The sequence below is a fragment of the Staphylococcus sp. SA22 genome, from assembly GCF_054165785.1.
In genome coordinates, this window is record NZ_JBSZQY010000004.1 from 1 (window position 1) to 26,352 (window position 26,352).

Annotated in this window: 23 protein-coding genes and 2 pseudogenes; 19 read left to right on the plus strand and 6 right to left on the minus strand. The window is 32.6% G+C overall.

The annotated features are described in order from the left end of the window. Nucleotides 1-169, plus strand: a pseudogene (locus tag ACXQH5_RS04960) (IS5/IS1182 family transposase); the annotation flags it as partial. Nucleotides 170-333: 164 nt separating this feature from the next. On the opposite strand, the gene ACXQH5_RS04965 reads toward ACXQH5_RS04960, so the two are convergent. Continuing rightward, complete coding sequence (locus tag ACXQH5_RS04965) at nucleotides 334-1,452, minus strand: low temperature requirement protein A (protein ID WP_001142365.1); 1,119 nt, start codon at nucleotides 1,450-1,452, stop codon at nucleotides 334-336. 69 nt (nucleotides 1,453-1,521) lie between these two features. Then, complete coding sequence (locus ACXQH5_RS04970) at nucleotides 1,522-2,076, minus strand: TetR/AcrR family transcriptional regulator C-terminal domain-containing protein (protein WP_001100492.1); 555 nt, start codon at nucleotides 2,074-2,076, stop codon at nucleotides 1,522-1,524. 178 nt (nucleotides 2,077-2,254) lie between these two features. On the opposite strand from ACXQH5_RS04970, the gene ACXQH5_RS04975 reads away from it, so the two are divergent. From ACXQH5_RS04975 to ACXQH5_RS04985, 3 genes are read left to right on the plus strand one after another with little or no spacing between them, the layout of a single operon-like run. Beyond that, the gene (locus ACXQH5_RS04975) at nucleotides 2,255-3,169 is read left to right on the plus strand and encodes an alpha/beta hydrolase (RefSeq protein WP_000814439.1); all 915 of its coding nucleotides are present in this window, start codon (nucleotides 2,255-2,257) and stop codon (nucleotides 3,167-3,169) included. 21 nt (nucleotides 3,170-3,190) lie between these two features. Then, a complete protein-coding gene (locus ACXQH5_RS04980; RefSeq protein WP_000196908.1) occupies nucleotides 3,191-3,829 on the plus strand; it encodes an SDR family oxidoreductase in 639 nt (212 codons plus the stop codon). Nucleotides 3,830-3,841: 12 nt separating this feature from the next. After that, entirely contained in the window at nucleotides 3,842-4,744 is a 903-nt protein-coding gene (locus ACXQH5_RS04985; protein ID WP_000416915.1) for an alpha/beta hydrolase, read from the plus strand. A 235-nt stretch (nucleotides 4,745-4,979) separates the two neighbouring features. Here ACXQH5_RS04985 and ACXQH5_RS04990 read toward each other — a convergent pair whose 3' ends face one another. Beyond that, nucleotides 4,980-5,750 carry an ABC transporter permease gene (locus ACXQH5_RS04990; protein ID WP_057504559.1) on the minus strand — a complete coding sequence of 257 codons (771 nt, stop codon included), beginning with the start codon at nucleotides 5,748-5,750 and terminating at the stop codon, nucleotides 4,980-4,982. 1 nt (nucleotide 5,751) lies between these two features. Beyond that, nucleotides 5,752-6,447 (minus strand): ABC transporter ATP-binding protein, encoded by a 696-nt coding sequence (locus tag ACXQH5_RS04995; protein ID WP_000382894.1) that lies wholly within the window; start codon nucleotides 6,445-6,447, stop codon nucleotides 5,752-5,754. A 409-nt stretch (nucleotides 6,448-6,856) separates the two neighbouring features. Between ACXQH5_RS04995 and ACXQH5_RS05000 the strand changes: the two genes are divergently transcribed. Beyond that, a complete protein-coding gene (locus ACXQH5_RS05000; RefSeq protein ID WP_031774931.1) occupies nucleotides 6,857-6,955 on the plus strand; it encodes a hypothetical protein in 99 nt (32 codons plus the stop codon). 8 nt (nucleotides 6,956-6,963) lie between these two features. Here the strand turns inward: ACXQH5_RS05000 and ACXQH5_RS05005 are convergent, their stop codons facing one another. Further along, a complete protein-coding gene (locus ACXQH5_RS05005; protein ID WP_000435038.1) occupies nucleotides 6,964-7,575 on the minus strand; it encodes a DedA family protein in 612 nt (203 codons plus the stop codon). A 546-nt stretch (nucleotides 7,576-8,121) separates the two neighbouring features. Between ACXQH5_RS05005 and ACXQH5_RS05010 the strand changes: the two genes are divergently transcribed. From ACXQH5_RS05010 to galU, 12 genes and pseudogenes are all read left to right on the plus strand, one after another. Next, nucleotides 8,122-9,399, plus strand: coding sequence for an MFS transporter (locus ACXQH5_RS05010; RefSeq protein WP_000660709.1), 1,278 nt, complete (start codon nucleotides 8,122-8,124; stop codon nucleotides 9,397-9,399). A gap of 195 nt (nucleotides 9,400-9,594) precedes the next feature. Further along, entirely contained in the window at nucleotides 9,595-9,798 is a 204-nt protein-coding gene (locus tag ACXQH5_RS05015; protein ID WP_001621913.1) for a hypothetical protein, read from the plus strand. Between the two features lie 511 nt (nucleotides 9,799-10,309). Further along, complete coding sequence (locus ACXQH5_RS05020; RefSeq protein ID WP_057504560.1) at nucleotides 10,310-12,133, plus strand: FUSC family protein; 1,824 nt, start codon at nucleotides 10,310-10,312, stop codon at nucleotides 12,131-12,133. A 126-nt stretch (nucleotides 12,134-12,259) separates the two neighbouring features. Continuing rightward, nucleotides 12,260-12,676 carry a DUF2188 domain-containing protein gene (locus tag ACXQH5_RS05025; RefSeq protein WP_001117054.1) on the plus strand — a complete coding sequence of 139 codons (417 nt, stop codon included), beginning with the start codon at nucleotides 12,260-12,262 and terminating at the stop codon, nucleotides 12,674-12,676. A gap of 230 nt (nucleotides 12,677-12,906) precedes the next feature. After that, entirely contained in the window at nucleotides 12,907-13,599 is a 693-nt protein-coding gene (locus ACXQH5_RS05030) for a GTP pyrophosphokinase (protein ID WP_000289136.1), read from the plus strand. Nucleotides 13,600-13,763: 164 nt separating this feature from the next. Beyond that, complete coding sequence (locus ACXQH5_RS05035) at nucleotides 13,764-14,528, plus strand: MerR family transcriptional regulator (protein WP_000074020.1); 765 nt, start codon at nucleotides 13,764-13,766, stop codon at nucleotides 14,526-14,528. 153 nt (nucleotides 14,529-14,681) lie between these two features. Then, nucleotides 14,682-15,362 (plus strand): GntR family transcriptional regulator, encoded by a 681-nt coding sequence (locus ACXQH5_RS05040; RefSeq protein WP_000990133.1) that lies wholly within the window; start codon nucleotides 14,682-14,684, stop codon nucleotides 15,360-15,362. A 23-nt stretch (nucleotides 15,363-15,385) separates the two neighbouring features. Next, complete coding sequence (gntK, locus tag ACXQH5_RS05045) at nucleotides 15,386-16,939, plus strand: gluconokinase (protein WP_000876641.1); 1,554 nt, start codon at nucleotides 15,386-15,388, stop codon at nucleotides 16,937-16,939. A 116-nt stretch (nucleotides 16,940-17,055) separates the two neighbouring features. After that, on the plus strand, nucleotides 17,056-18,414 hold the full coding sequence (locus ACXQH5_RS05050; protein WP_000481420.1) for a gluconate:H+ symporter: 1,359 nt from the start codon (nucleotides 17,056-17,058) through the stop codon (nucleotides 18,412-18,414). A 382-nt stretch (nucleotides 18,415-18,796) separates the two neighbouring features. Next, nucleotides 18,797-18,899 (plus strand): annotated as a pseudogene (locus tag ACXQH5_RS05055) (hypothetical protein). After that, on the plus strand, nucleotides 18,883-21,927 hold the full coding sequence (gene fnbA / locus ACXQH5_RS05060; RefSeq protein ID WP_216766019.1) for a fibronectin-binding protein FnbA: 3,045 nt from the start codon (nucleotides 18,883-18,885) through the stop codon (nucleotides 21,925-21,927). Before ACXQH5_RS05055 ends, fnbA begins: the two are co-directional and overlap by 17 nt. 186 nt (nucleotides 21,928-22,113) lie before the next feature. Next, nucleotides 22,114-22,980 (plus strand): UTP--glucose-1-phosphate uridylyltransferase GalU, encoded by an 867-nt coding sequence (galU, locus tag ACXQH5_RS05065; protein ID WP_000721337.1) that lies wholly within the window; start codon nucleotides 22,114-22,116, stop codon nucleotides 22,978-22,980. A 210-nt stretch (nucleotides 22,981-23,190) separates the two neighbouring features. Here galU and sarU read toward each other — a convergent pair whose 3' ends face one another. Then, complete coding sequence (sarU, locus tag ACXQH5_RS05070; protein ID WP_000386370.1) at nucleotides 23,191-23,934, minus strand: HTH-type transcriptional regulator SarU; 744 nt, start codon at nucleotides 23,932-23,934, stop codon at nucleotides 23,191-23,193. A gap of 323 nt (nucleotides 23,935-24,257) precedes the next feature. On the opposite strand from sarU, the gene sarT reads away from it, so the two are divergent. After that, nucleotides 24,258-24,614, plus strand: a complete 357-nt coding sequence (gene sarT, locus ACXQH5_RS05075) for an HTH-type transcriptional regulator SarT (protein ID WP_000998872.1) — start codon at nucleotides 24,258-24,260, stop codon at nucleotides 24,612-24,614. 305 nt (nucleotides 24,615-24,919) lie between these two features. Beyond that, nucleotides 24,920-26,352: YSIRK-type signal peptide-containing protein (locus tag ACXQH5_RS05080; RefSeq protein ID WP_113590305.1), on the plus strand; the 1,433-nt coding region annotated here is incomplete at its 3' end.

Consider the following 26,352-nt stretch of genomic DNA (forward strand, 5'->3'; position numbering starts at 1 on the left):
AATGTCAGTTCGAGGAATAAATAAAGTTAAACGAGAGCTAGGTTTTGTATTAATGGCACTTAATATAAGGAAAATAGCAGCTCGACGAGCTGTATATTATCAAATACATTTAAAAAAAGCTGATTTCTATCAAATAATTAATAGAAATCAGCTTTTTTACATTGCCTAAGAACTTAATGTCCCAGCCTCGCTTGTTTTATGTCTAGTTCTTTCTAGAATATAGAGTCTTGTAATTTAGAATCCATCATAGATATTTGATGTGGATGCATATCTTCTTTAGATAAATCAAAAGGTGAGGAAGTTTTTGTGTATATAAATTTTATAGTTATTCTTTTAAGTGTGTTTATTATTCTTATAATACATCAACATAATTATCGCAACTGCAATGGCTATCGAAATAATCATGACATGTTTGTTCGCGATAAAGATAATACTTACGAGATAAGAAATAAGTAATATCACTAATGCATAAATAATATGTTTAACATAACTGAATTTTTCATGGAAATAAGGTGCATTTAGCCAAATACCAATAAAAAAGGCTAAAATGCTTAAGTACATTAAATTAATTTCAAAATATGCATGTAATTCAGCATTATCACTAAAAACTAAAGCTGCATTAAGTGTACCTAATGCGATGTTAATTAAGAGATGTGTGTATACTAAACGAAAACCTATGGATCGTTGTTTATGATTAATATAATTTTCAGTGATTATCCAATATGTCCCAAACATACATACTAAAATTAAAAATTGGAAAATATAAATATAGCTAAAATCAGTAATACTAAATATTGAAGCAAGACCTACGATTAGCTCGCCAAAAATAATAATTGTTAGTAAAGAAAAACGTTCGACCAAATGCATCATATTAACTGGTGATTGTTCTAAATATTTCCTGAAAGGAATTAAGCCAGTACCTGCAATAAATACACCTAAGAATGCTGGAATATAATGGATGCTAGATGGTAATAGTAATGCTAGAAATGATAATACAGATACAGTTAATGCTACAATAGCGAAAGACTGACATGTTCGTTTGTCTGCGTAACTTAATTTTCGACTCGTGTGTAAAAGATACTGTAATCCAATACTTAAATACATTAGTCCAACACAAAAGAAGAATGGTTTAAATGTTTTTTCAAAATCAGGATAAAGACTGTTCGAAAGGAAAATCAATATAAACATACTAATCATCATAAAAATGACGTCTTTTGTTACTGCATCACCAAAACGGTTAGTGAAAAAGGTTTGATGGGCCCACAGTATCCATAAAATTAAACTCATCATGACATATTTGAAGAATAATTCAAAAGATATCGTACCATGATGGGCATGAAGTATAACATGCGCAATTTTTTGAATTGCATATACAAATATTAAATCGAAAAATAGTTCGTGAAAGCCAGCTCTTTTAATTTCTAAGTGTCGATTTTGAGTTATTGTTGGCATTTTTAAAGCTTGATGAATTAAACAAAAAATCGTCCAACCTATAATTTTATAGGTTGGATCAATTTTAATCTATGTTAAATCATACAAAGATAGTAATCGTGATACTTGTAAGATTATTTTGTCTTGTTCTTGTATGTCATCACTGCGATTTAGATAGATATCGAGTAAACCGATAATACCACTACTAATAAAGTTGATATACAAATGATAATCTAATCCTTTATTCGTAGCGACTTCTGTCGGTATTTTCTTTTTAAATTCTTCTTCAATAAAATGGAGCAATTTTTTCTTATAATTTGAAGCACTACTAATATTGAAAAGTCTCATGAAAAAAGCTCTATTGTCTTCAAAAAATTCAAACCATAATTGTGTACCTTCTTGTACACCCAGACGATTTTTCATTTTACCAATTTGCTCAAGTTCTATCAATTTTTCCGATACTATTTGATCTAGTAAATCATATTTATCAATATAATGTAGATAAAATGTTTTTCTCCCAATTTGCGCAAATTCAGTAATTTCTTTAATCGAAATAGTATCAAAATCTTTTTCAAAAAGTAAGGTCATAAATGCCTTTTTAATACTAGCTCTCGTTTTAACAACACGTAAATCCCCAACATTCATAATAATACTCCTTCCTTTTAAAACCCATTTTTATAAAACTGTGTATTAAAACACATATGTGCTTCCTTGTTAATTGAATTGTACATTTAAATACTCTAGTATGGCATTATACACACAAGAGTAATAAATATCTACAACAAATGAATGACTTATATAAAAAGATGGAGGCATTTAATCTATGAAACAATCAGTTAATTTTAAAAGTAAAACAAATTTATTAGCAGCGAATTTATATACACCAGAACAATTTGATGAAAGCAAAAAATATCCAGCAATTACAGTTTGTCACCCAGGTGGCGGTGTTAAAGAACAAACTGCAGGTATGTATGCAGAGAAACTTGCGGAATTCGGCTACGTTACGGTTGTATATGATGCATCACATCAAGGTGAAAGTGAAGGTCCTCCTAGATATTTAGAAGATCCATTTGCGAGAACAGAAGACGTTAGAGCTTCAGTTGATTATCTTACAACATTAGACTTTGTGGATAATGACAGAATTGGTGCGCTTGGCGTTTGTGCCGGTGGTGGATATACAGTAAGTGCAGCAAGAACAGAACGTCGTATTAAAACATTAGCTACTGTAAGTATGGTAGATATTGGTGCTTTATTCCGTAAAGGTCCTGGCGATGTAGTATCAATTGATGACCAATTGGTATTTATGACACAAGTTGCAGATCAACGTACAGCTGAAGCAAATGGCGCAGATTATGGCATTACTGGCTATGTACCTGAAGAAATTGATGATTCTATGCCTGAAAATTCAACAATGGTACAAGGGCATGATTATTATTTAACTGAACGTGGTCAACATAAAAACGCACCAAACAAACTATTATTAAGAAGTTTTTCAGAAGTATTAACATTTGCGCCTTTCACATATATTGATGAATTGTTGACACAACCATTCTTAGCAATCGCAGGTACAGAAGCAGACACGATTGAATATAGCGTTAATGCTGTTGAAAAAGCAGCAGGCAATAACAACGAATTATATAAAATTGAAGGCGCATCACACGTGGATTTATATGATATCCCAGAATATATTAATCAAGTATTACCAAAACTTGAATCATTCTATAAAGAAACACTATAAAAGGAAAAAGGTGGTATTTAAATGACTCGTATTTTAATCATTGGTGCAAGTGGTCAAATTTCACAAGAGGCCATTGACTTATATTTACAAAATACAGATTTTGATTTAACGCTATTAGCGAGAAATAAAGCAAAATTACCTAAATATGATTCAAACAGAGTGACAGTCATTGAAGGTGATGCGACAGATAAAAACGCCGTTGCTAATGCTTTAGGTAATGTAGATACTGTGTTTGTTAGTTCTACCGGAGAAACATTAGGCGAGCAAGCTAAGACAATTATCGAAGCAATGAATGATAAAGGTACGCAACGTTTAATATTTGTCACAGCACTTAATACACTACATGAAGTACCAGGTAAATTCGGTGAATGGAATGATGAAAATATCGGTCCTTATCTCGCACCGTTTAGAGAAGCCACTAAAGCAATTGAAAGTTCCGATTTAGACTACACAATATTCAGACCGGCTTGGTTAACGAACTATGACGAGATTAATTATGAAGTTACACAAAGAGATGAACCCTTTAAAGGGACTGAAGTGTCTCGTAAAAGTGTGGCAGATTTAGCAGTTAAAATCTCTCAAGATCCTAAACTTCACTCAAAAGAAAATATTGGATTAAACAAACCTAATACAGACGGTAATAAACCACAATGGTTATAAGGAGAGAGAATAATGGAAAAAGTGAATTTTAAAAGTAATAACTTAAATGTAGTAGCAAATATGTATTTCCCTGAAAACTTTGAGAAAAATCGTAAATACTCAGCAATCGTTGTAAATCATCCAGCAGGTGGCGTTAAAGAACAAACAGCAGGGTTATATGCAGAAAAATTAGCTGAATTAGGCTATATAACTATGGCATATGATGCAAGTTATCAAGGTGAAAGTGAAGGGTCGCCGCACAATCTAGAAGATCCATCCTCACGCGTTGAAGATGTTCGCGCAGCAGTTGATTATTTCAATACTTTAAACTTTGTAGATGATGAGCGTATTGGTGCTTTAGGTATTTGTGCAGGCGGTGGTTATACAATTAAAGCAACTCAAACAGAGAAAAGAATTAAAGCTGTTGTTGGTATTAGCGCAGCAGATATTGGCCAAAATTTCCGCAAAGGTTGGAATGGAGACCAAAATGAAGAAGATATTAATGCTGTCTTAGACCAAGTTGCTGAACAAAGAAAATCCGAAGCACAGGGTGCAGAACAAAAACTTGTAGGATTTGTACCAGATGAACCTACGAATGATATGGATCAAGAAACGAAAGACGGTTGGGAATATTATCGTACACCAAGAGCGCAACACGAACGTTCTATTAACCGATTCCCATTCATAAGTTTTGACCGTATGATTGAATTTACGGCATTTGACTTAGTAGATAAGTTACTGACACAACCCGTACTATTTATTGCAGGTAGTGAAGCAGGTACACGTTGGCAAAGTGAGAATGCCTATGAACGTGCTTTAGATCCAAAAGATATATTTATCGTGGAAGGTGCAAATCATTTTGATATGTATGATAAAGAACCTTATGTATCACAAGCAGTAGATAAAATGAAAGATTTTTATAATCAATATTTATAAAAATAAATTATACACGAAGTCCCATCGCTAATTGCGATGGGACTTCTCATTTAGCTAATAAATTTATTCTCATATATCAAGTAAAGTGACACACTGCCAAATATATTAAAGATAGAATGCGTGGCATGCTGACATATCAAAAATCCCCGCACCATTATTTGGGTGAAGGGATTTGAAAATGATTTTGAATTACGATGGAATAAGTGTGTATTTATTCATCTAATACTTTAAGTTACTAAATATTTTTCTTCTTGAAAATAAATACTATAAGTATTAAGAAAATAGAAATATAAGCAATATTACCAATAAACAATTCATGAAGTTCTAATTTCGTCGACTTACTAAAGCCTTTTTCAACTGTTTGAAGCATAATATTCATCATATTAATAGGATTCCACTTTAGCCAGTCTATTTTTTCTAAAAGTGCCGTTTGAATAACTGCTAAAATAGAACTTGCAAAATAAAAAACAATACCTACAGCAATGGCTACACCCGTTGAATTAGTTGCAGATGATAATAGCAACGTTAAGCTTAAAACTAACCAAACGCCAATAAATGTACCTAAACTAACTAATAATAATTGATTCAATAAAGATAATTGATTACCGCTACTTTCAAATATATTTAAATCATTAAAGAATAAAGACCCAATAACAATTGAAGCAATAATTGTAATAACAAAATAAATTAAAGAAATAATAAATAACGTGATGATTTTGCTAACAATCATAGTTGTTCTTGAATATTCACGATAGAGTAAATTTTTAATCGTACCGTAATGAAATTCCATTGAAATGATTGTGCTTGCTTGAATAATTAATAAAAATGCAAACCATGAAAAACCATTATAAGCAGATGTGAAAGATTCCTGTGGCGTAAAAATTTTATTGTATTTTGTAGCAATATAACCTTGAGCAACCATTAGTAGAATAAAGACAATAGGTGCGATAAAAGTTGATTTCTTTTTAAATAATTTGAAACATTCTTGTTTAATTAAAGTTCCCATTTTATGCTTGGTCCTCCCTTTCTATGATTTCTAGTAATACATTTTCTAAATCATTATCTTTAAATTGTTTAAGTTCTTCTTCCGATGTTTCTGTAACAATTTTACCTTTGTTAATAATAAGGATAGAGTTTGTGATTTTAACTAATTCACTTAAAATATGACTCGAAATTAAGAAAGTGACACCTTCTTGCGCTTTTTGGACAATCAATTCACGTACATCTCGCACAGCTTTTGGATCTAAGCCGTTCATTGGTTCATCTAAGATAATAAATTGAGGGTCATTTAAAAATGCTATAGCAATTCCTAATTTTTGCTTCATACCAAGAGAATACGTTTTAGCTTTTTTATGAATGTATTCATCCATATGAAGTTGTGAGACAATTTTATCGATATCTTTAGTGTTTTTTGATTCGTTCAATAACTTCAAGTTTTCATATCCAGACATAAAAGGATATATTCCTGGATTTTCAATCAATGCACCGATATTGTTTTTACTGTCCTTGCTGTTAATAACATTAAAATTCCCGCTTTGGAAACTAGAGTAACCTAATATAACTTTCATTAAAGTTGTTTTACCCGCACCATTCGCCCCAACAAGACCAACTATTTGTCCGCGTTTCAGCTTAAATGATACATCTTCGAGAATCGTTTTGTTGCCTATCTTCTTTGTTAAATGTTCTATTGTTAAAACATCCATATCACTATCTCCTTTGCTATTAAATAATCTGAATCTTAAGATTTTATATATAAAATTAATTTTATCACATAGCAAGTGTTATAAAAATATGGATTTAAAAAACTTAAATAATATAAAACATAAATATGAATAAGAGTATTTTTGCAGCATGCAAATGGCATTGCTACATTTATTAAAATGCGCAATTTGTTATGAGTGACTTTTTTGAATAGAAGGCATATTAAAGTGACGAAAACAGTTTGTGTGGAAGACAGGGTAAATTCTGCTTATTTAAAATGATAATTTGTATTATAGATGGATTTGTGAGATGCGTTTGCGGAATGTATATATACTGAGGGAACTGAACTTTGATGGGAAACTTCATTATATCTCTTAACGTAAAGGGTTTTAGATGACTTTCAGCTAAAGTATGCCAAATAAACTTAAAAAAGCAGTGAATCATTTCAATAGATGGAATGATTCACTGCTTTTTGTTTATAGAAATTTAAAATTCATGCCTTTATACTAACAACAATATTATTTTACTCTCTTACGTTTGCCAATGTAACGTATAGCAAAGTAAATGACTGCGATAATGATGACAACATACATAATACGTGAATATGTATGAAGACCAGTCATCAACATACCAAAGCTATCGCTCAACGTGCGTCCTAGTAAAATTAAACCGAAATTCCAAATTGTTGTACCTATTAATGAAATAACGGTAAATGTCACAACATTCATGCGGTTTACACCGGCTGGAATGGTAATCAATACACGTAATACAGGTATGAAACGACAGATAAATACAGCCCATACGCCATACTTTTTAAACCAATCATTTGCTCGCTTTAAATCCTTACTTTTCAATTTAATCCACTTACCGTGTCGATCAATAAAGCGATATAGACGTTCTTCTGAAATCAAACGACAGATATAATATAAAATTAACAATCCTATAAATGATGCGATGGTTGCAATAATAAATAAGGTTATAATTGATAAATGTGATTTAACAGACATAAGACCAGCAAATGTCAGAATAATTTCCGATGGTACGATAGGTAAAACATTTTCTAATAAAATTAATATAAAAATGGCTGCATACCCAAAACGACTAATAAATTCAGTGATAATTTGTTCCATTATTAAAAATAAGCTCCTTTAATTTTCAGCAATTGCAGACAAATAGAAACTGGATAAATTCAAATGAATAATGAATGATGTCGTATGCGATGTTGAAACAAGCATTTGTCTTAAAATGTATTATAAGCAATAAATCAAAAAATTGCTTGCTATAAGTACGAAAAGTCAACAAATAATCATCTAAATAACAGGCGCTGCACAATGAATGAGCAATGTAGTTTTATGCAATTTAAAATGAATGTCGAATATGTAAGAAAGCCTGCAATATACGTTTTAAAACACTAGAATTGCAGTATTTTTAATTAACAAATGATAGGCTACTATGTAACTAAAAGTTCCTTTATATCGTTTTAATAGCAAAAGTTAAGCGGAATTTAATAAAATTTTTATAGATTCTATTGTAAACGCTTTCCATGTCTGATAATATTATAAAAAATAACTTTGGTACAATTTTGTGACAAAGTAGGGGTGGACATGCCAGATGTCCGAAAATTTTAACGTTTCAGGGTAAGTTTTAAAAAATTAATTAGGGAAGTAGGAATAGTTATGAAGGAAAAACGAACTAACGTAAGGTGGATGTTCGCGCTTGCGTTCTTCTTTATTGGGGTTATTGCGTATATGGATAGAGCAAACATTTCATATATCGCTAAGCAAATGATGGATGATTTAGGGATGACAAAACCACAATTTGGTTTATTGGCATCGTTCTTCTCTCTAGGTTATGCATTAATGCAAGTACCATCGGGGATGTTGGCTGAAAAATTCGGTCCACGTAAGATGATTACAATTGCATTAGTTTGGTGGAGTGCATTTACAATCTTAACGGGTATGATTAAGAACCACGGTTTAATTTATTTAGTGAGATTCTTATTTGGTGTGGGTGAGGCGCCAATGTACCCTTCTAATGCTGTGTTTAACTCATTTTGGTTCTCTAAAAATGAAAAAGGTAGAGCATCAAGTGCATTATTAGCAGGATCATATTTCGGACCTGTATTAGCACCAATAGTTACAATTGCTATTGTTAACGCATTTAACTGGCAAGCAGTATTTTACATTTTTGGTGCAGTAGGTATTTTAATGGCTGTATTATGGGCGATTATTGCCAAAGACTTACCTGAGCAACATAGAATGGTTAATGAAGCGGAGAAACGTTTCATTATGGAAAATCGTGATATCGTAGCTACTGAAAAGTCATCACCACCATGGAATGATTTCTTTAAACGTTTTAGCTTCTATGCAATTGCAATTCAATACTTTGTTGTACAATTTATCATTACATTATTCTTAATTTGGTTACCGACGTATTTAACAGAAGTATTCCACGTTAACTTTAAAGAAATGAGCATTAGTTCATTACCTTGGTTATTAATGTTCTTCTTAATCTTATCAGCAGGTGCAATTTCTGACCGTGTATTAGGATTAGGTCGTTCAAAATTCGTAGCTAGAGGTGTCATTGCAATCGCAGGATTTATTGTATTTGCAGTTTCAATTATCTTTGCTGTACGTACAGGAAATTTATATGTAAGTATTTTCTGGTTATCACTAGGTCTTGGTGGTATCGGTATTTCAATGGGTATGAGTTGGGCTGCAGCAACTGATTTAGGACGTAACTTCTCTGGTACAGTATCAGGATGGATGAACTTATGGGGTAATATAGGTGCATTAATCAGTCCGCTATTAGCAGGTCTATTCGTAGAACATTTAGGTTGGACAATGACATTCCAATTGTTAATCGTTCCAGCAGTAATCGCTGTGATTATGTGGTTCTATGTGAAACCAGATCAACCTTTAATTGTTAGTGATGATAAAGCAATAGAAAAATAATTTAAACAAGCAGTAAGCTTTCACATAGTTGGGGCTTATTGCTTTTTTTACGTTGAAATTGAAAAATTTTAAAACAGATATGGTTTAAGATGAATGGGAAGTTATTAAAATGATATATGTAGAAGAAATAAAGTTTTAAAACCTTAGTCAGGTAACGCTTGTAAAAGTACATATAAATTTTAGGAGGTTATACATATGAAGGAAAACTTAGAAAAATATATTAGAAGTTTGCCTCTTATAGGTCTAATTATAAGTATTTTTTTAATTATTTTATACTTCTTAATTTATCGAGTAGAAGGAAATTTTTGTGTAATCATTTTGTATTGCTTACTGCCATTATTTGTAAATACGTCACTATATATATTATACGTAATCATCTTTCGATATTTTAAGAAATGAACTGACATCGAATGTCATTTTAAATAACGAATATAGGAACTATTCAAGTTTATGAGGCAAATATGTTTTATAAACTTTCTTAAATTCACTATAGTTTGGATCTTGAACCCTAGGAATAATATGAAGTAAATAGACACTAAGTCTATGTGAATGTATTTCTAACCCTAAATGTATAATTCACTAAAATAATCTCAACATGTCACAAATAAATTTTAACTAGCGCAAAGGTGGGCGACCAAAGGTTCAACGATGTTAAATAACATTAGAAAATAATTTTAATTGGACTTTAAAAGTTTTTAAATTTAGATAATTGAGCATAAGGTGTTATAATGACATATGTTGCGTAATTAAAATTTATAGCAACAAATTCATTTTAACTATGCTAATAAAAAGATTATGGAAATATTTTGACAAGGAAAGGAGAAGTCGAAATGACATCTTTTTGACATCACTCATAAAAATCAATCGACTTAACTTAGACTTTTATAAAGGTGTAAGACAGGGACTGTTAATGATTATTCCTGCAATAATCGGTTACTTATTTGGTAATTTCCAATTTGGATTATTAGTTGCAACCGGAACACTAGCCCATATTTATGTTTTTAAAGGTCCGTCGCGATCTAAGCTGCGAACTGTAATAATTTGTAATTTAGCGTTTGCAATATGTATGATGCTTGGTACGCTAACAGCCAAAACGCCACTCGTTTTTGGAATGACATTATTAATTGTTACGGTTATACCATTTTATATATTTACTGCCTTAAAAATAGCTGGACCGTCATCGACATTCTTCATTGTGACATTCAGTCTACCCATTAACTTATCTATAGCTCCCGAAGAAGCATTATATAGAGGCTTTGCGATTTTAGTAGGCGGTATACTTGCCACTATGATGGTGTTAATCACGATCGTATTTTCTAAAAACAAAGCTGAAGAACAAGCAATTCAAAATGATTTTAAACTCATAACTAAGTTGTTACACACTTATAATGATAAATCTGCTTTTTTACAAGTAGCAAAAACAGCGGTAGATAGTTTTAAAGCATCTGATAAATTATTAATCACTTCTACTTCAAGTAACGATAAATTAAGTAGACGTTTCCAAAAATTATTATTATTACACACATCTGCCCAAGGGATTTATTCTGAACTGTTAGAGTTGAACGCTAAACAAATTCGACCATTGCCAGATGAGTTAATTGAAATGATGGATCATATCATTGCACAACTAGATAATAGTGATGAAAATGTAAGATATTGGCGAAAAGAAGTGACAGTAACAGAGGAATTTCAAAATTTATTCAACCATATATTGAAAATTGATGAAATGGTGCATGCAAATGAAGCGCGTATTGCGTATGAAGCAGACATGCGAAAACCTTTATATAGTAAACGCATTTATCAAAATTTAACATTAGACTCTATTGTTTTTAGAAATACATTGAGATATACAGCGATTATGATGATAGCGATATTTATTGCGTTAATGTTTAATTTTGAAAAAGCATACTGGATACCGTTATCTGCACATACAATATTACTAGGAACATCAACTATACATGCAATCGAGAGAGGTATGGCACGAGGTTTAGGTACTATTTTAGGTGTGTTAGTACTTTCTGTTATATTGTTATTTTCAATACCAACACCTGTTGCAGTAATTTTAATGGGCATTGCAGCATTATTTACTGAAGCATTGGTGGGAGCAAATTATGCGATTGCAGTAGTCTTTATTACAATACAAGTTATTTTAATGAACGGCTTAGCATCACAGAATTTAACAATTAACATTGCGTTTCCAAGAGTTATTGACGTTGCAATGGGTATTGTGATTGCAATCATAGGTTTATTTGTCCTTGGACAACGTACCGCATCCGCATTGCTTCCTAATGTAATGGCTGAAGTTGTTCGTAAAGAAGCAACACTCTTCCATTATTTATTTTCTGAAAACCAATATAAAGATGATGTGTATCAGAAAAACACGGCTATGAACCTATCTGTGAAATTAAATAACATGACGCAAGTTTATAATGCAGCTAATGGTGAATTATTTAGTGATAAGACATTGATTCAAAATTATTATCCTAGCTTATTCGCATTAGAAGAAATTATCTTTATGTTAAATAGAGCCATGGCTAATGAAGATAGACTTACAATAAATGAACAATTAATGGGCGAGTATTTAGCAACATTTGAAAACATCGCTAAGCATTTAGAATTAAATACAGAATTAGAAATAAAGATATTACCAGATTTGCCACAGTATAATTATATTCAATCAGCAATGATGAATATTCAACACAATGGTTTTCGTGAGAGAGACAAGAACGTTTAAAATAAAATATTTATCAGGTCAGACTAACGTTTGTCTGAAGTTATTATGACGGGAGTCTAAAAAATTGTGTTTAATATGTTTCATTTTATAATTATGGTGGTATATAACATATTGGAGGTTAAGGAAATGCCCTTTACAATGAAAGGTTACCCCGAAAAATGGAAAGAATTTGAAGTAATTAAACGGCAAAAAGCGATAGAAATTGCGAATGCAATGTTAAAAGAAGGATATCTTGAAAAAGATGTTGTTCCTATTGCGGCGAAAAAAGCGAAAGATTGGTATCGAGCGTTATCGAAAGAAGAAATCAAAGCATTAGAAGAAGAGAACTTCGTACAATTCCATACAGCAACAATGGAAAAAACAGAGGTGGATAGTGAATATGCAACAACTGATAATGAAGAACATATTCAAGAACAATCAAATCAAGATAAATCGTACTTTGATAGCGAATCAATTGGCAACCAAAGTGGTGGTGTTCGACAAAGAGAACCGCTTATGGATGGTCCACATCCAAAAGTTGTGGAATCATTTAAAGACGTATAACATCTCTATCAATTAAGCACTTGTACCTATATAACGGTAACAGGTGTTTTTTTGCATTAAATCATTTTAAAATCACTTCCTATAATTGAAGGTTTTGATACATAATTCGAATTGTTTGAATTTCTTTGTGCTGTTTCAGTATCAGCCCAAAGTTCGATAGTGTATTAGTATTATCTTAATAAAATGTTAGGTACAATAAAGATGATTATATATCGGAGGTAAGTATAAAAATGTATGTAGATCGAAAACCATCATTATATTTAGAGGATTTGCGACATGATTTTAAAAATAGTTTAAGTAAATTTGAAAATGGTGATGAAGCATTTGATACGTTATTAGGTTTCGTAGAGTTAGATCATATTTATTCATCAGCACTAAAGGAAATAAGCACTAAACTGAGTATTTTAGATGACAATTTCAATCACATTTATAAACACAATCCTATACATCATATGGAGCGACGTGTGAAAGAAATGCGTAGTTTAATAGAAAAGCTTAATCGTAAAGGATTACAGATTAGCGCAGAAACTGCCAAAGAACACATACTGGATATTGCCGGAATTCGCGTAGTATGTAATTACTTAGATGATATTTATTTGATTGAAGAGATGTTGCTTAAACAAGAAGACGTACAATTGATAAAACGTAAAGATTATATTCAGCACCCTAAAGAAAATGGTTACCGCAGTTTACATATCGTTGTATCCATTCCAGTCTTTTTAGCAGAACGCGTTGAGGTATTGCCTGTTGAAATTCAAATTAGAACGATAGGTATGGATATGTGGGCAAGTTTAGAACATAAAATACGTTATAAAAACAATGCAGAGACGGAAAAGTATCGAGATTTATTGAAAGAATGTGCGACAGAGATTACTGAAGTTGAAGATAAATTACAACAAATTCATTCTGAAATAACAGAGTAGACGTTTAGTAGGAGTGTTGCTTAATTTGAGTGATTTTGTAAATCAACATGGTACGAAATCACAAAAATAAGACGCCTAGTATAATAAATTCCTTTAAAATGTGGAAATTGTACTTGCTCGTGACGTCGGGTCATCAACTATGGTGATTGTAGGAGGTGGAATCTATGTCTAACTATTCGACTGGAGAACTCGCAAAATTATGCAATGTGACAACACGAACGATTCAATATTATGATCGCAAAGGTATTTTGAAACCACAAGGATTTACAGAAGGAAAGCGTCGTGTGTATACAGAACAACAGCGACAAACATTAGAGTTAATCTTATTGCTTAAAGATTTAGGTTGTGCGTTAAGCGATATAGATATGTTGCTAAAAGGTGAAGGTACTTTGAAGACGCTCAATACTTTACTAACTATGAAACAACAAGAAATTAACCAACAAGTCAAACAGCAACAAGCGGTATTATACAAAATTAAAAATGTTCAATATTACGTAAATGAAACGTCGACGTCTCCAATCACACACTTAAAAGACATAGAGCATGTCATGAGTAAATCAGCTGAAATGAAAAGTATTCGTCGTAACATTTGGATTAGTGCTGGTATTATAGGAATAATTCAATATTCTAGCATTATAAGCGCAATTTTGATGAAAAATAAATGGCCGTTCTTAATTGCTTTACCATTTATGATCGGTTATGGCATTGGTGTTACTTTTTATTACCAACAAAAGGTTGCCTATTTATGTCCTAACTGCCAGCATATATTCTCACCGTCTTTGTGGGCAGTTATCAAAGCGAAACATACAGCGACAACACGTCGATTCGAATGTCCAAACTGTCATGAAACGCATTATTGCATTGAAGTACCTAAAGCGCATATGAGTACAGAACAATTAGAAATATCCCACATACAACATAACAATTAAATCATTCGTGTGATAGTGACCATTCCCTTTAAATTTTCATCGAAAAGGGGTGGTCACTATTTTAGTACGCGTAAAGAAAGCGCTTGCAAACACTTGAGAACTATATTAACATACTTGTATACAAGTATGTCGTGTAATGAAGGAGTGGCTTTGATGATGTATGGATATCCAGAGAAATGGTTGGAAGGTATGACAACTGGAGAAGGTATCGCAGCAGAATTACGCTTAGGCATTGTGAATGGTCACATAGCTGAAGGTACGTTACTCACTGAAAATCAAATGGCAAAGCAATTTAATGTGAGTCGTTCGCCAATTCGAGATGCATTTAAATTATTGCAACAAAATCAACTCATCCAATTAGAAAGAATGGGTGCACATGTGTTGCCGTTTGGGGAACAAGAAAAGAAAGAAATGTACGATTTGCGACTGATGTTAGAGTCATTTGCATTTTCAAGAGTTAAAAATCAAGAGCGACTACCTATCGTAAAAGAAATGAAGAAACAACTTGAAATGATGAAAGTGGCAGTAAAATTTGAGGATGCAGAATCATTTACGAAGCATGACTTTGAATTTCATGAAACATTAATCAAAGCATCTAATCATCAATATTTAAACTCATTTTGGAGTCATTTAAAACCAGTAATGATGGCACTCGTTTTAACATCCATGCGACAACGTATGCAACAGAACCCGCAAGATTTTGAACGCATACATCATAATCATCAAGTGTTTATTGATGCAGTGGAACAATACGACAGTCAAATTTTGAAAGAAGCGTTTCACTTAAATTTCGACGATGTTGGTAAAGATATTGAAGGATTTTGGTTGAATTAAAATGAAAGAAAGAAGGATTTGTCATGAAATATATGATTGGTGTCGACATTGGAACGACGAGTACCAAGTCAGTCTTATATGATGAAAATGGAACTTTCATCATGAAACATCAAATCGGCTATGATTTACACACACCAAACGTTGATGTCTCAGAAGAAAACCCAGATGAATTATTTGATGCGGTATTAATGACAATTAAATACATAATGAGGGAATCGAAAGTTAATCAAGATGATATTAAATTTGTGTCATTTAGTGCGCAAATGCATAGCTTGATTGCGATGGATCAGCAACATCAAAGATTAACAAATAATATTACTTGGGCAGATAACCGCGCTGCAAAATATGCAACAGTAATAAATGAAGTGCATGATGGCAATGCGATTTATCAGCGAACAGGTACGCCTATTCATCCTATGTCGCCATTAGCGAAGATTTTTTGGATGAAACATGAATGGCAAGATGTATTTCAACGTACTGCTAAGTTTGCAGATATTAAAACATACATTTTCTATCATTTATTTGATAGATATATCATTGATTATTCAATGGCTTCCGCAACAGGGATGTTTAATTTAGAAACATTAGATTGGGATGTTGGGGCATTAGAATTGCTTGGTATTTCCGAGGAAATGTTGCCAGAATTAGTGCCAACAGCGTATGTGATGAAAGGTATGAAAGAACGTTATGCAACATTAATGGGGCTTAATGAAGATACACCGTTTGTTATTGGTGCGAGTGATGGTGTGCTTTCTAATTTGGGTGTCAATAGTGTTGGTAAAGGAGAAGTTGCTGTCACAATCGGTACATCTGGAGCGATTCGTACGGTGATAGATAAACCCCGTACTGATTACAAAGGTAGAATATTTTGTTATGTCTTAACAGAGGACCACTACGTCATTGGAGGCCCTGTAAATAATGGTGGTGTCGTATTGAGATGGTTGCGCGATGAGTTGTTAGCAAGCGAAGTTGAAACTGCGAAACGTCTCGGTGTTGATCCTTATGATGTTTTAACTCAAATTGCTAAGCGTGTTAAACCAGGTGCAGATGGTTTAATATTCCATCCCTATTTAGCTGGAGAACGTGCACCGCTTTGGAACGCAAATGCAAGAGGTTCATTCTTCGGTCTAACTTTATCTCATAAAAAAGAACATATGATTCGCGCTGCATTAGAAGGTGTTCTTTACAATTTGTATACCGTCTATCTTGCGCTTATTGAAGTAATGAATGAAACACCTAAGATGATAAAAGCAACAGGTGGTTTTGCGAAAAGTGAAGTATGGCGTCAAATGATGTCAGATATATTTGACACAGAGTTAGTGGTTCCTGAAAGTTATGAAAGTTCATGCTTAGGTGCCTGCGTACTCGGGCTTAAAGCTGTAGGTGACATTGAAGATTTTTCAATCGTTTCATCGATGGTCGGTGCCACAAACAATCATACGCCGATTAAAGAAAATGTCGCTGTTTATCAAGAGCTCGTATCCATTTTTATCAATTTAAGTCGTTCTTTAACAGAGAATTATGAACAAATTGCAGATTTTCAACGCCAACATATGGCTGAAAATAAAACACAATAAATACGTCACTCAAGCATCTTAGATAAAGTTGTTGTGCCATGACTACTATATATTATGTGGAATACGTGCGCGACGACGGTGTTACATTCTATTGAAAAGAGAAAGAGGGGAATGTCATGTTTAACGAAATATGGCCGTTAATCAGTGTTGTTTTAGGTATCGTTATTTTATTAGTATTAATTATTGGATTTAAATTAAATACATTTATTTCATTAATTATCACATCGATGATTACAGCGTTAATGCTAGGTATACCATTGACTAAAATTATGGAGACGATTGAGAAAGGGATGGGCAGTACGCTCGGCCACATTGCACTGATATTCGGTTTAGGTGCTATACTTGGGAAATTACTTGCTGATGGTGGTGGTGCAACTCGAATTGCAGACACGTTGATCCAAAAATTTGGTCAAAAACATGTACAATGGGCAATGCTTGTTGCAGCATTTATCGTCGGGATTGCATTATTCTTTGAAGTAGGTTTAGTCTTACTGATTCCATTAGTATTTACAGTAGCAAAACGCGCAAATGTTTCAGTGTTAAAACTAGGACTACCTATGGTAACAGCTTTATCAGTGACACATGGCTTTTTACCACCACATCCAGGACCGGTAGTCATCGCAAAAGAATTAAAGGCGAATGTAGGAGATGTATTACTATACGGTATGATTATTGCCATTCCAGTTACACTCATTGCAGGACCTATATTTAACAAAATTGCACAAAAAATGATTCCGTCTGCGTATACACGAGAAGGCGATATTTCAGCGTTAGGTGCACAAAAAGAATTTAAGGATCAAGAGATGCCAGGATTTGGTATGAGTTTATTAACAGCAACATTACCAGTCATATTAATGTTAGTGTCTACGATAACGCAACTTGTAACCGGGCACGACAAACCTACAAATCTATTTGAATCTATCATTTATATGATAGGAACAGCAGGGACAGCCATGCTAATAGCAGTATTATTTGCAATCGTTACGATGGGATTAATGAGAAAACGTAAGATGAATCATATTATGGAATCAGTGACGAATGCGATTTATCCAATCGGAATGATGTTATTGATTATTGGCGGTGGCGGTACATTTAAACAAGTATTAATTGACGGTGGTGTCGGAAATACAATTGCTAAAATGTTTGAAGGTACAGAGATGTCTCCGATTTTACTAGCATGGATTGTTGCAGCTGTGCTACGTATCGCATTAGGTTCGGCTACAGTAGCTGCGATTTCAACTACAGGTATTGTCTTACCATTATTACAATCATCAGATGTAAATGTTGCATTAGTTGTACTTGCGATAGGTGCAGGTAGTGTGATTTTGTCTCATGTAAATGACGCAGGATTTTGGATGTTTAAAGAATATTTTGGTTTAACTGTAAAAGAAACATTCCTAACATGGTCATTATTAGAAACGATTATTTCCGTTTCAGGTATCATCTTCATTTTATTCATCAGCTTATTTGTTTAACTAAATATTAAGTAAACGTGTTTTTAGGTAATTACAATATATTGCCTCGAAACACGTTTATTTTTATGCAGAAAATCGTCTGAAATACTTAGAATCCGAACGATATAAAAAGTATATTGGTTATTTTAGTGTAATGAAAGGCGTTTCAAGACATATTTTTGTGCGTATTGTACAGGCGATAATTATGAAACGTTTAGTATATTGTTTTAAATTAGATAATGATTAATTTAATTTTAAAAATAAGTATAAAAAGTACAAGCCTTGTTTGACAAGGGTTTGTGACGACTTGAATACAATTTATAGGTATATTTCAAATAATAAAATTATCAATTAACATAAAATTAATGACAATCTTAACTTTTCATTAACTCGCTTTTTTGTATTGCTTTTAAAAACCGAACAATATAGACTTGCATTTATTAAGTTTAAAAAAATTAATGAATTTTGCATTTAAAGGGAGATATTATAGTGAAAAACAATCTTAGGTACGGCATTAGAAAACATAAATTGGGAGCAGCATCAGTATTCTTAGGAACAATGATCGTTGTTGGGATGGGACAAGATAAAGAAGCTGCAGCATCAGAACAAAAGACAACTACAGTAGAAGAAAATGGGAATTCAGCTACTGATAATAAAGTAAGTGAAACACAAACAACTGCAACTAACGTTAATCATATAGAAGAAACTCAATCATATAACGCAACAGTAACAGAACAACCGTCAAACGCAACACAAGTAACAACTCAAGAAGTACCAAAAGCAGTACAAGCACCACTAACTGCACAACCAGCAAATGTAGAAACAGTTAAAGAAGAGGTAGTTAAGGAAGAAGCGAAACCTCAAGTTAAGGAAACGACACAACCTCAAGACAATAGCGGAGATCAAAGACAAGTAGATTTAACACCTAAAAAGGCTACACAAAATCAAGCAGCAGAAACACAAGTTGAAGTGGCACAGCCAAGAACAGCATCAGAAAGTAAACCACGTGTGACAAGATCAGCAGATGTAGTGGACGCTAGTGACGCGAAAGTGGAAACGGGTACAGATGTGACAAGTAAAGTTACAGTAGAAGATGAAAGTAAAATTGAAGCGCCAAAAGGAAATAATGTTCAGCCTCATGAAGGGCAACGTGTAGTATTGAAGTATAAACTAAAATTTCAAGATGGATTGAAAACAGGAGATTATTTTGATTTTACATTATCAAATAATGTAAACACGCATGGAGTATCAACTACAAGAAAAGTTCCAGATATTAAAAATGGTTCATTAGTAATGGCTAAAGGACAGGTATTAGATAACGGCCGAATTAGATATACGTTTATTGATTACATCAAAGATAAAGTGAATGTTACGGCTAATTTAGAAATAAACTTATTCATAGATCCTAAAACAGTTCAAAGCAATGGACAACAAACAATTACTTCAAAATTAAATGGCAAAGAAACATCAGGAACTATGCAAATAACATATAAAGATGGTGTTAAAAATCATTATACAAATGTAAATGGTTCGATTGAAACGTTTGACAAAGAAAAAAATAAATTTACACACGTAGCATATATTAAGCCTATAAATGGAAACAATTCAGACAGTGTTACTGTAACGGGTATGTTGACACAAGGAAGTAATGAGAATGGAACACAACCAAATGTTAAAATATATGAGTATGTTGGAACTGAAAATGGGCTACCACAAAGTGTTTATGCAAATACAGTGGACAGCACACAATTAAAAGATGTAACGAATCAAATGAGTGATAAATTAAAAGTACAAAACAATGGTAGCTACTCATTAAATTTTGACAAATTAGATAAAACATATGTAATTCATTACACCGGAGATTACTTAAATGGTACGAGTGAAGTGAACTTTAGAACTCAATTAACTGGATACCCTGAAAATCACTATAAAACATATTATTATTATAACCACGGCTATACATTAACATGGGATAATGGGTTAGTTTTATATAGTAATAAAGCTAATGGTGATGGAAAATATGGACCAATCGTAGACTCTAATAACTTCGAATTCTCTGAAGATAGTGGTAATGGTTCTATCAGTGGACAGTACGATGAGAAGCAAATTATTGAAACAGAAGAAAATCAAGACAATACACCGCTTGACATTGATTACCACACAGCTATAGATGGTGAAGGTGGTTATGTTGATGGATACATTGAAACAATAGAAGAAACGGATTCATCAGCTATTGATATCGATTACCATACTGCTGTGGATAGCGAAGCGGGTCACGTTGGAGGATACACTGAGTCCTCTGAGGAATCAAATCCAATTGACTTTGAAGAATCGACACATGAAAATTCAAAACATCACGCTGACGTTGTTGAATATGAAGAAGATACAAACCCAGGTGGTGGCCAAGTAACAACTGAGTCTAACTTAGTTGAATTTGACGAAGAGTCTACAAAAGGTATTGTAACTGGCGCAGTGACCGACCATACAACAGTTGAAGATACGAAAGAATATACAACTGAAAGTAATTTGATTGAACTAGTAGATGAACTACCAGAAGAACATGGTCAAGCACAAGGACCAATCGAGGAAATCACTGAAAACAATCATCATATTTCTCATTCTGGTTTAGGAACTGAAAATGGTCACGGTAATTATGGTGTGGTTGAAGAAATCGAAGAAAATAGCCACGTTGATATTAAGAGTGAATTAGGTTACGAAGGTGGCCAAAATAGCGGTAATCAGTCATTCGAGGAAGACACAGAAGAAGATAAACCTAAATATGAACAAGGTGGCAATATCGTAGATATCGATTTCGATAGTGTACCTCAAATTCATGGTCAAAATAATGGTAACCAGTCATTCGAAGAAGATACAGAGAAAGACAAACCTAAGTATGAACAAGGTGGTAATATCATTGATATTGACTTCGATAGTGTGCCACATATCCATGGATTCAATAAGCATAATGAAATTATTGAAGAAGATACAAACAAAGATAAACCTAATTATCAATTTGGTGGACACAACAGTGTTGATTTTGAAGAAGATACACTTCCAAAAGTAAGCGGTCAAAATGAAGGTCAACAAACGATTGAAGAAGATACAACGCCGCCAACACCACCGACGCCAGAAGTACCAAGTGAGCCGGAAACACCAACGCCACCGACACCGGAAGTACCGAGTGAGCCGGAAACGCCAACACCACCGACACCAGAAGTGCCAAGTGAGCCGGAAACACCAACACCGCCAACGCCAGAGGTACCAACTGAACCTGGTAAACCAGTATCACCTACCAAAGAAGAACCTAAAAAACCTTCTAAACCAGTGGAACAAGGTAAAGTAGTAACACCTGTTATTGAAATCAATGAAAAGGTTAAAGTAGTGGCACCAACTAAACAAAAACAATCTAAGAAATCTGAACTACCTGAAACAGGTGGAGAAGAATCAACAAACAAAGGTATGTTGTTCGGCGGATTATTTAGCATTCTAGGTTTAGCATTATTACGCAGAAATAAAAAGAATAACAAAGCATAATCCATAATCAATCCAAAATTGACGGGTTTATTTCATAAATTATATGAAGTAAGCCTGTTTTTTAAAATTAAATCAAATTTCCCAAGAAATAATTACATACTCAATGACACTATGAAGGCGTTCTAATTAGTGTTAAAATGACGTTGATACATAGATTTAATACTTAGGAAAAGGAGCACATTAACTTTGAAAAAAATAAAAAAGGCAATCATTCCCGCTGCTGGTTTAGGGACTAGATTTTTACCAGCAACTAAAGCGATGCCAAAGGAAATGCTTCCTATCTTAGATAAACCCACAATACAATATATCGTTGAAGAAGCTGCAAGAGCTGGAATTGAAGATATTATTATAGTGACAGGTCGCCACAAACGCGCGATTGAAGATCATTTTGATAGTCAAAAAGAATTAGAAATGGTGTTAAAAGAAAAAGGTAAATCTGAATTACTAGAAAAAGTTCAGTATTCAACGGAACTTGCGAATATTTTTTATGTAAGGCAGAAAGAACAAAAAGGTTTAGGGCATGCGATTAGTTCTGCGCGTCAATTTATCGGCAATGAACCATTTGCGGTATTATTAGGTGACGATATTGTTGAATCTGAGGTGCCAGCAGTGAAACAGTTGATTGACGTTTATGAAGAAACGGGGCACTCAGTTATAGGTGTCCAAGAAGTTCCGGAAGCAGATACTCATCGTTATGGAATTATTGATCCATTAACTAAAAATGGACGTCAGTATGAAGTGAAAAAGTTTGTTGAAAAGCCAGCACAAGGTACGGCACCATCAAACCTAGCTATTATGGGGCGATATGTATTAACGCCTGAAATTTTCGATTATTTAAAAACGCAAAAAGAAGGCGCAGGTAACGAAATTCAGTTAACAGATGCGATTGAGCGTATGAATAATGATAACCAAGTGTATGCATATGACTTCGAAGGCGAACGTTATGACGTTGGAGAAAAATTAGGCTTTGTTAAAACTACCATAGAATATGCATTGAAAGATGACAGTATGCGAGAAGAATTAACACGATTTATTAAAGAATTAGGGTTATAACATTAAAAAGCATGATACTCAATAAAATTGGGACACGAAATGGTGAACTAAATTGAATGAGTGTCATGCTTAATTTATGTGCTGTGATATATAGTAGGGTATTGAAATAATATGAAAACAAAAGAAAGTTAATTATGTATTTTTATTTATACTAAATTGAGAAGTATTATGATTGCTTATTTATTTTATCAAGAGGTAAATCTGTTAAATTTAAAAGAAAAATTTTCTTGGTTTGAGAATCTTGGAAGTATCTGTGAATATGCTTTTAATAGTGTTATCTTGTATTTTATTTATTTTGATTAACACAATCCTTTCATCTGCAAGGGATCGCTCTTTGATTAGCATACCTTTATTATTTAATCTATTAACTGACCTAACAATTTGAGGATACATAAATCTAATGCTTTCAAACAAATCTTTTAAATTTAGTATCTCATTTTTTCGAGATGATATTACATATAATATAGATAAATCGATAAATGTTAAATTAAATCGATATTTCAAAAAATCTTTTGAGTACATAATGTTCATAAAAAGTATAAAAAATTCTTTGCTATATTTTGGAGCCCATTGAAATTTAATATAGTCTCTATCCTTATTAAATCCTTTAATTATTTTATCTAACTCATTAATAATACATGCAATCTTTTTACGCTGCATTGGAGTGACTGAAACAAAAATACGACGTTCATCTGTTTCGTTTCTAGACTTATTTATAAATCCTTTTTTAGATAGTGACTTGATGTTCTTTACAACATCAGATTGTTTATAAAGTATGTCACCAATGATTTCTTTTAGTGAAATACTGTGTTCATTTTTGTAATAAAAATATGCTAATATCAACAATTCTTTTAATGATAATTTATATTGTTGCTTTAACTCTTGAGTGAGAAAAAATATGTACGCTTCTACATTTATGAGTTTATTGACCTTTTCGAAAGTTTGATAGTCCACCTTACATTCTCCTACTATTTTCTGATGTCCCAATACTTTATATTATTTAAAGTAATATAAAAGTAATCTCTTTTGAAGACATGTTAACCTATATATTATTATATATAATATATATAAAATATAAATAACTAAAAATCACGGAATAACAAATGAAAAATTCATTTATTATCAAAAAACAAAAACAATTGAACAAAATCAAAATATAGTGTTATGATTCATTTGTGTTTATAGCTAGCACAACAAACTAAATATATTTGGAGTTATTACTAGTTAAAGACAAATATTATTTGACGTGACAATTAAAAGTAAGGGATGAAGACTTGATGAATGATTTGAAAAGCAAGAGCAATATTAAATTAATGAAAAGAGTATTAACTACATATGAGCTGCGTAAATATTTAAAAAAATATTTTTGTCTTACATTAGATAATTATTTAGTATTAGCATATTTAGATGTATTTAAAAATGATGAAGGTAAATATTTTATGAGAGACATTATAAGTTATATCGGTATAGACCAGTCTAGGATTGTTAAAAGCGTAAAAGAATTATCAAAAAAGGGTTACTTGAATAAATGTAGAGACCCCCATGATAGTAGAAATGTAATCATCGTTGTTTCTGTAAAACAACACAATTATATTAAAAATCTTTTGAGTGAAATAAATATTAATGAAACATAAGGTATGTTTCGAGATTTTAATATCTTGGTGCAGTTAAATGTATTTTTAAATGCGTTAAGGTATTTTTTATTTTAGAAATTCAATGCTATTGAGTTGGTGGGTTTTTCCAACAGATAAGAATGAATTATTCATTGAAAACTAAAAATAATATTTTTATTTGTAGATTGTTTTAAGTGTGTCAATATATAAAATAATTTTATAAAGATAAGTGTTATATTCCATTGTGCAACTCCTATTGTATTTGTAAAATTACATGTAAATTCACTGTAAGTAAAGTGGAAAATATGGAAAAAAGGAGTATGCAAATGAGAGATAAGAAAGGACCGGTAAATAAAAGAGTAGATTTTCTATCAAATAAATTGAATAAATATTCAATAAGAAAATTTACAGTTGGAACAGCATCTATTTTAATTGGCTCACTAATGTATTTGGGAACTCAACAAGAGGCAGAAGCAGCTGAAAACAATATTGAGAATCCAACTACATTAAAAGATAATGTCCAATCAAAAGAAGTGAAGATTGAAGAAGTAACAAACAAAGACACTGCACCACAAGGTATAGAGGCTAAATCTGAAGTAACTTCAAACAAAGACACAATCGAACATGAACCATCAGTAAAAGCTGAAGATATATCAAAAAAGGAGGATACACCAAAAGAAGTAGCTAATGTTGCTGAAGTTCAGCCGAAATCGTCAGTCACTCATAACGCAGAGACACCTAAGGTTAGAAAAGCTCGTTCTGTTGATGAAGGCTCTTTTGATATTACAAGAGATTCTAAAAATGTAGTTGAATCTACCCCAATTACAATTCAAGGTAAAGAACATTTTGAAGGTTACGGAAGTGTTGATATACAAAGCAATCCAGAGGATCTAAAGGTATCTGAAGTCACTCGTTTCAATAATAAAAGTATTGGAAGAAACGAATTGACAGGAGCATTACAATTAAAGAATAAAGTTTCATTTAAAAATGACTTTGAGTTTAACATTAGAATAGCTAATAATCATCAATCGGTAACAACTGGCGCTGATGGATGGGGGTTCTTATTTAGTAAAGGTGACGGTAACGAATATTTACAAAAGGGTGGTATATTAGGTCCCAAAGGAATGGAAAATTCAGCAGGATTTAAAATTGATACAGGGTATAATTTTAAAGATCCCATGGATAAAGAAGAGAAACAGGCAGGACAAGGATTTAAAGGGTATGGTACGTTTGTAAAAACAGGTGCTGATGGAACTACAGCAAAGGTTGGAACAAACATACCAACAAGAGGTAAAGCGGATAATTCATTCCAATATGCAGATAATTCTATTGATACAACAGATGGAAAATTCCATGGTCAATTACTTAATAATTTAAAATTAGCGTACAATGAAAAATCGGGGATAATGAGAGCCGAATATGCTGGTAAAATTTGGGAAGCTAATATATCAGATTTGGGATTGGATAAATCTGAAGCATATAACTTTTTAATTACTTCTAGTCAAAGACAGGGAACATCTCAAGGTGTATATGCAAATGGTTGGATGAGAACAGATTTAAATAACTCAACATTTAAACTAACGCCTAATCTAGTTAATAAAACAGAAACAAAAACAGTAGAGATACCGTTCGAGACAAAACGTGAATTTAATCCAAAATTACAACCTGGTGAAGAGCGAGTGAAACAAGAAGGACAACCAGGAAGTAAGACAATCACAACACCAATCACAGTGAACCCATTAACAGGTGAAAAAGTTGG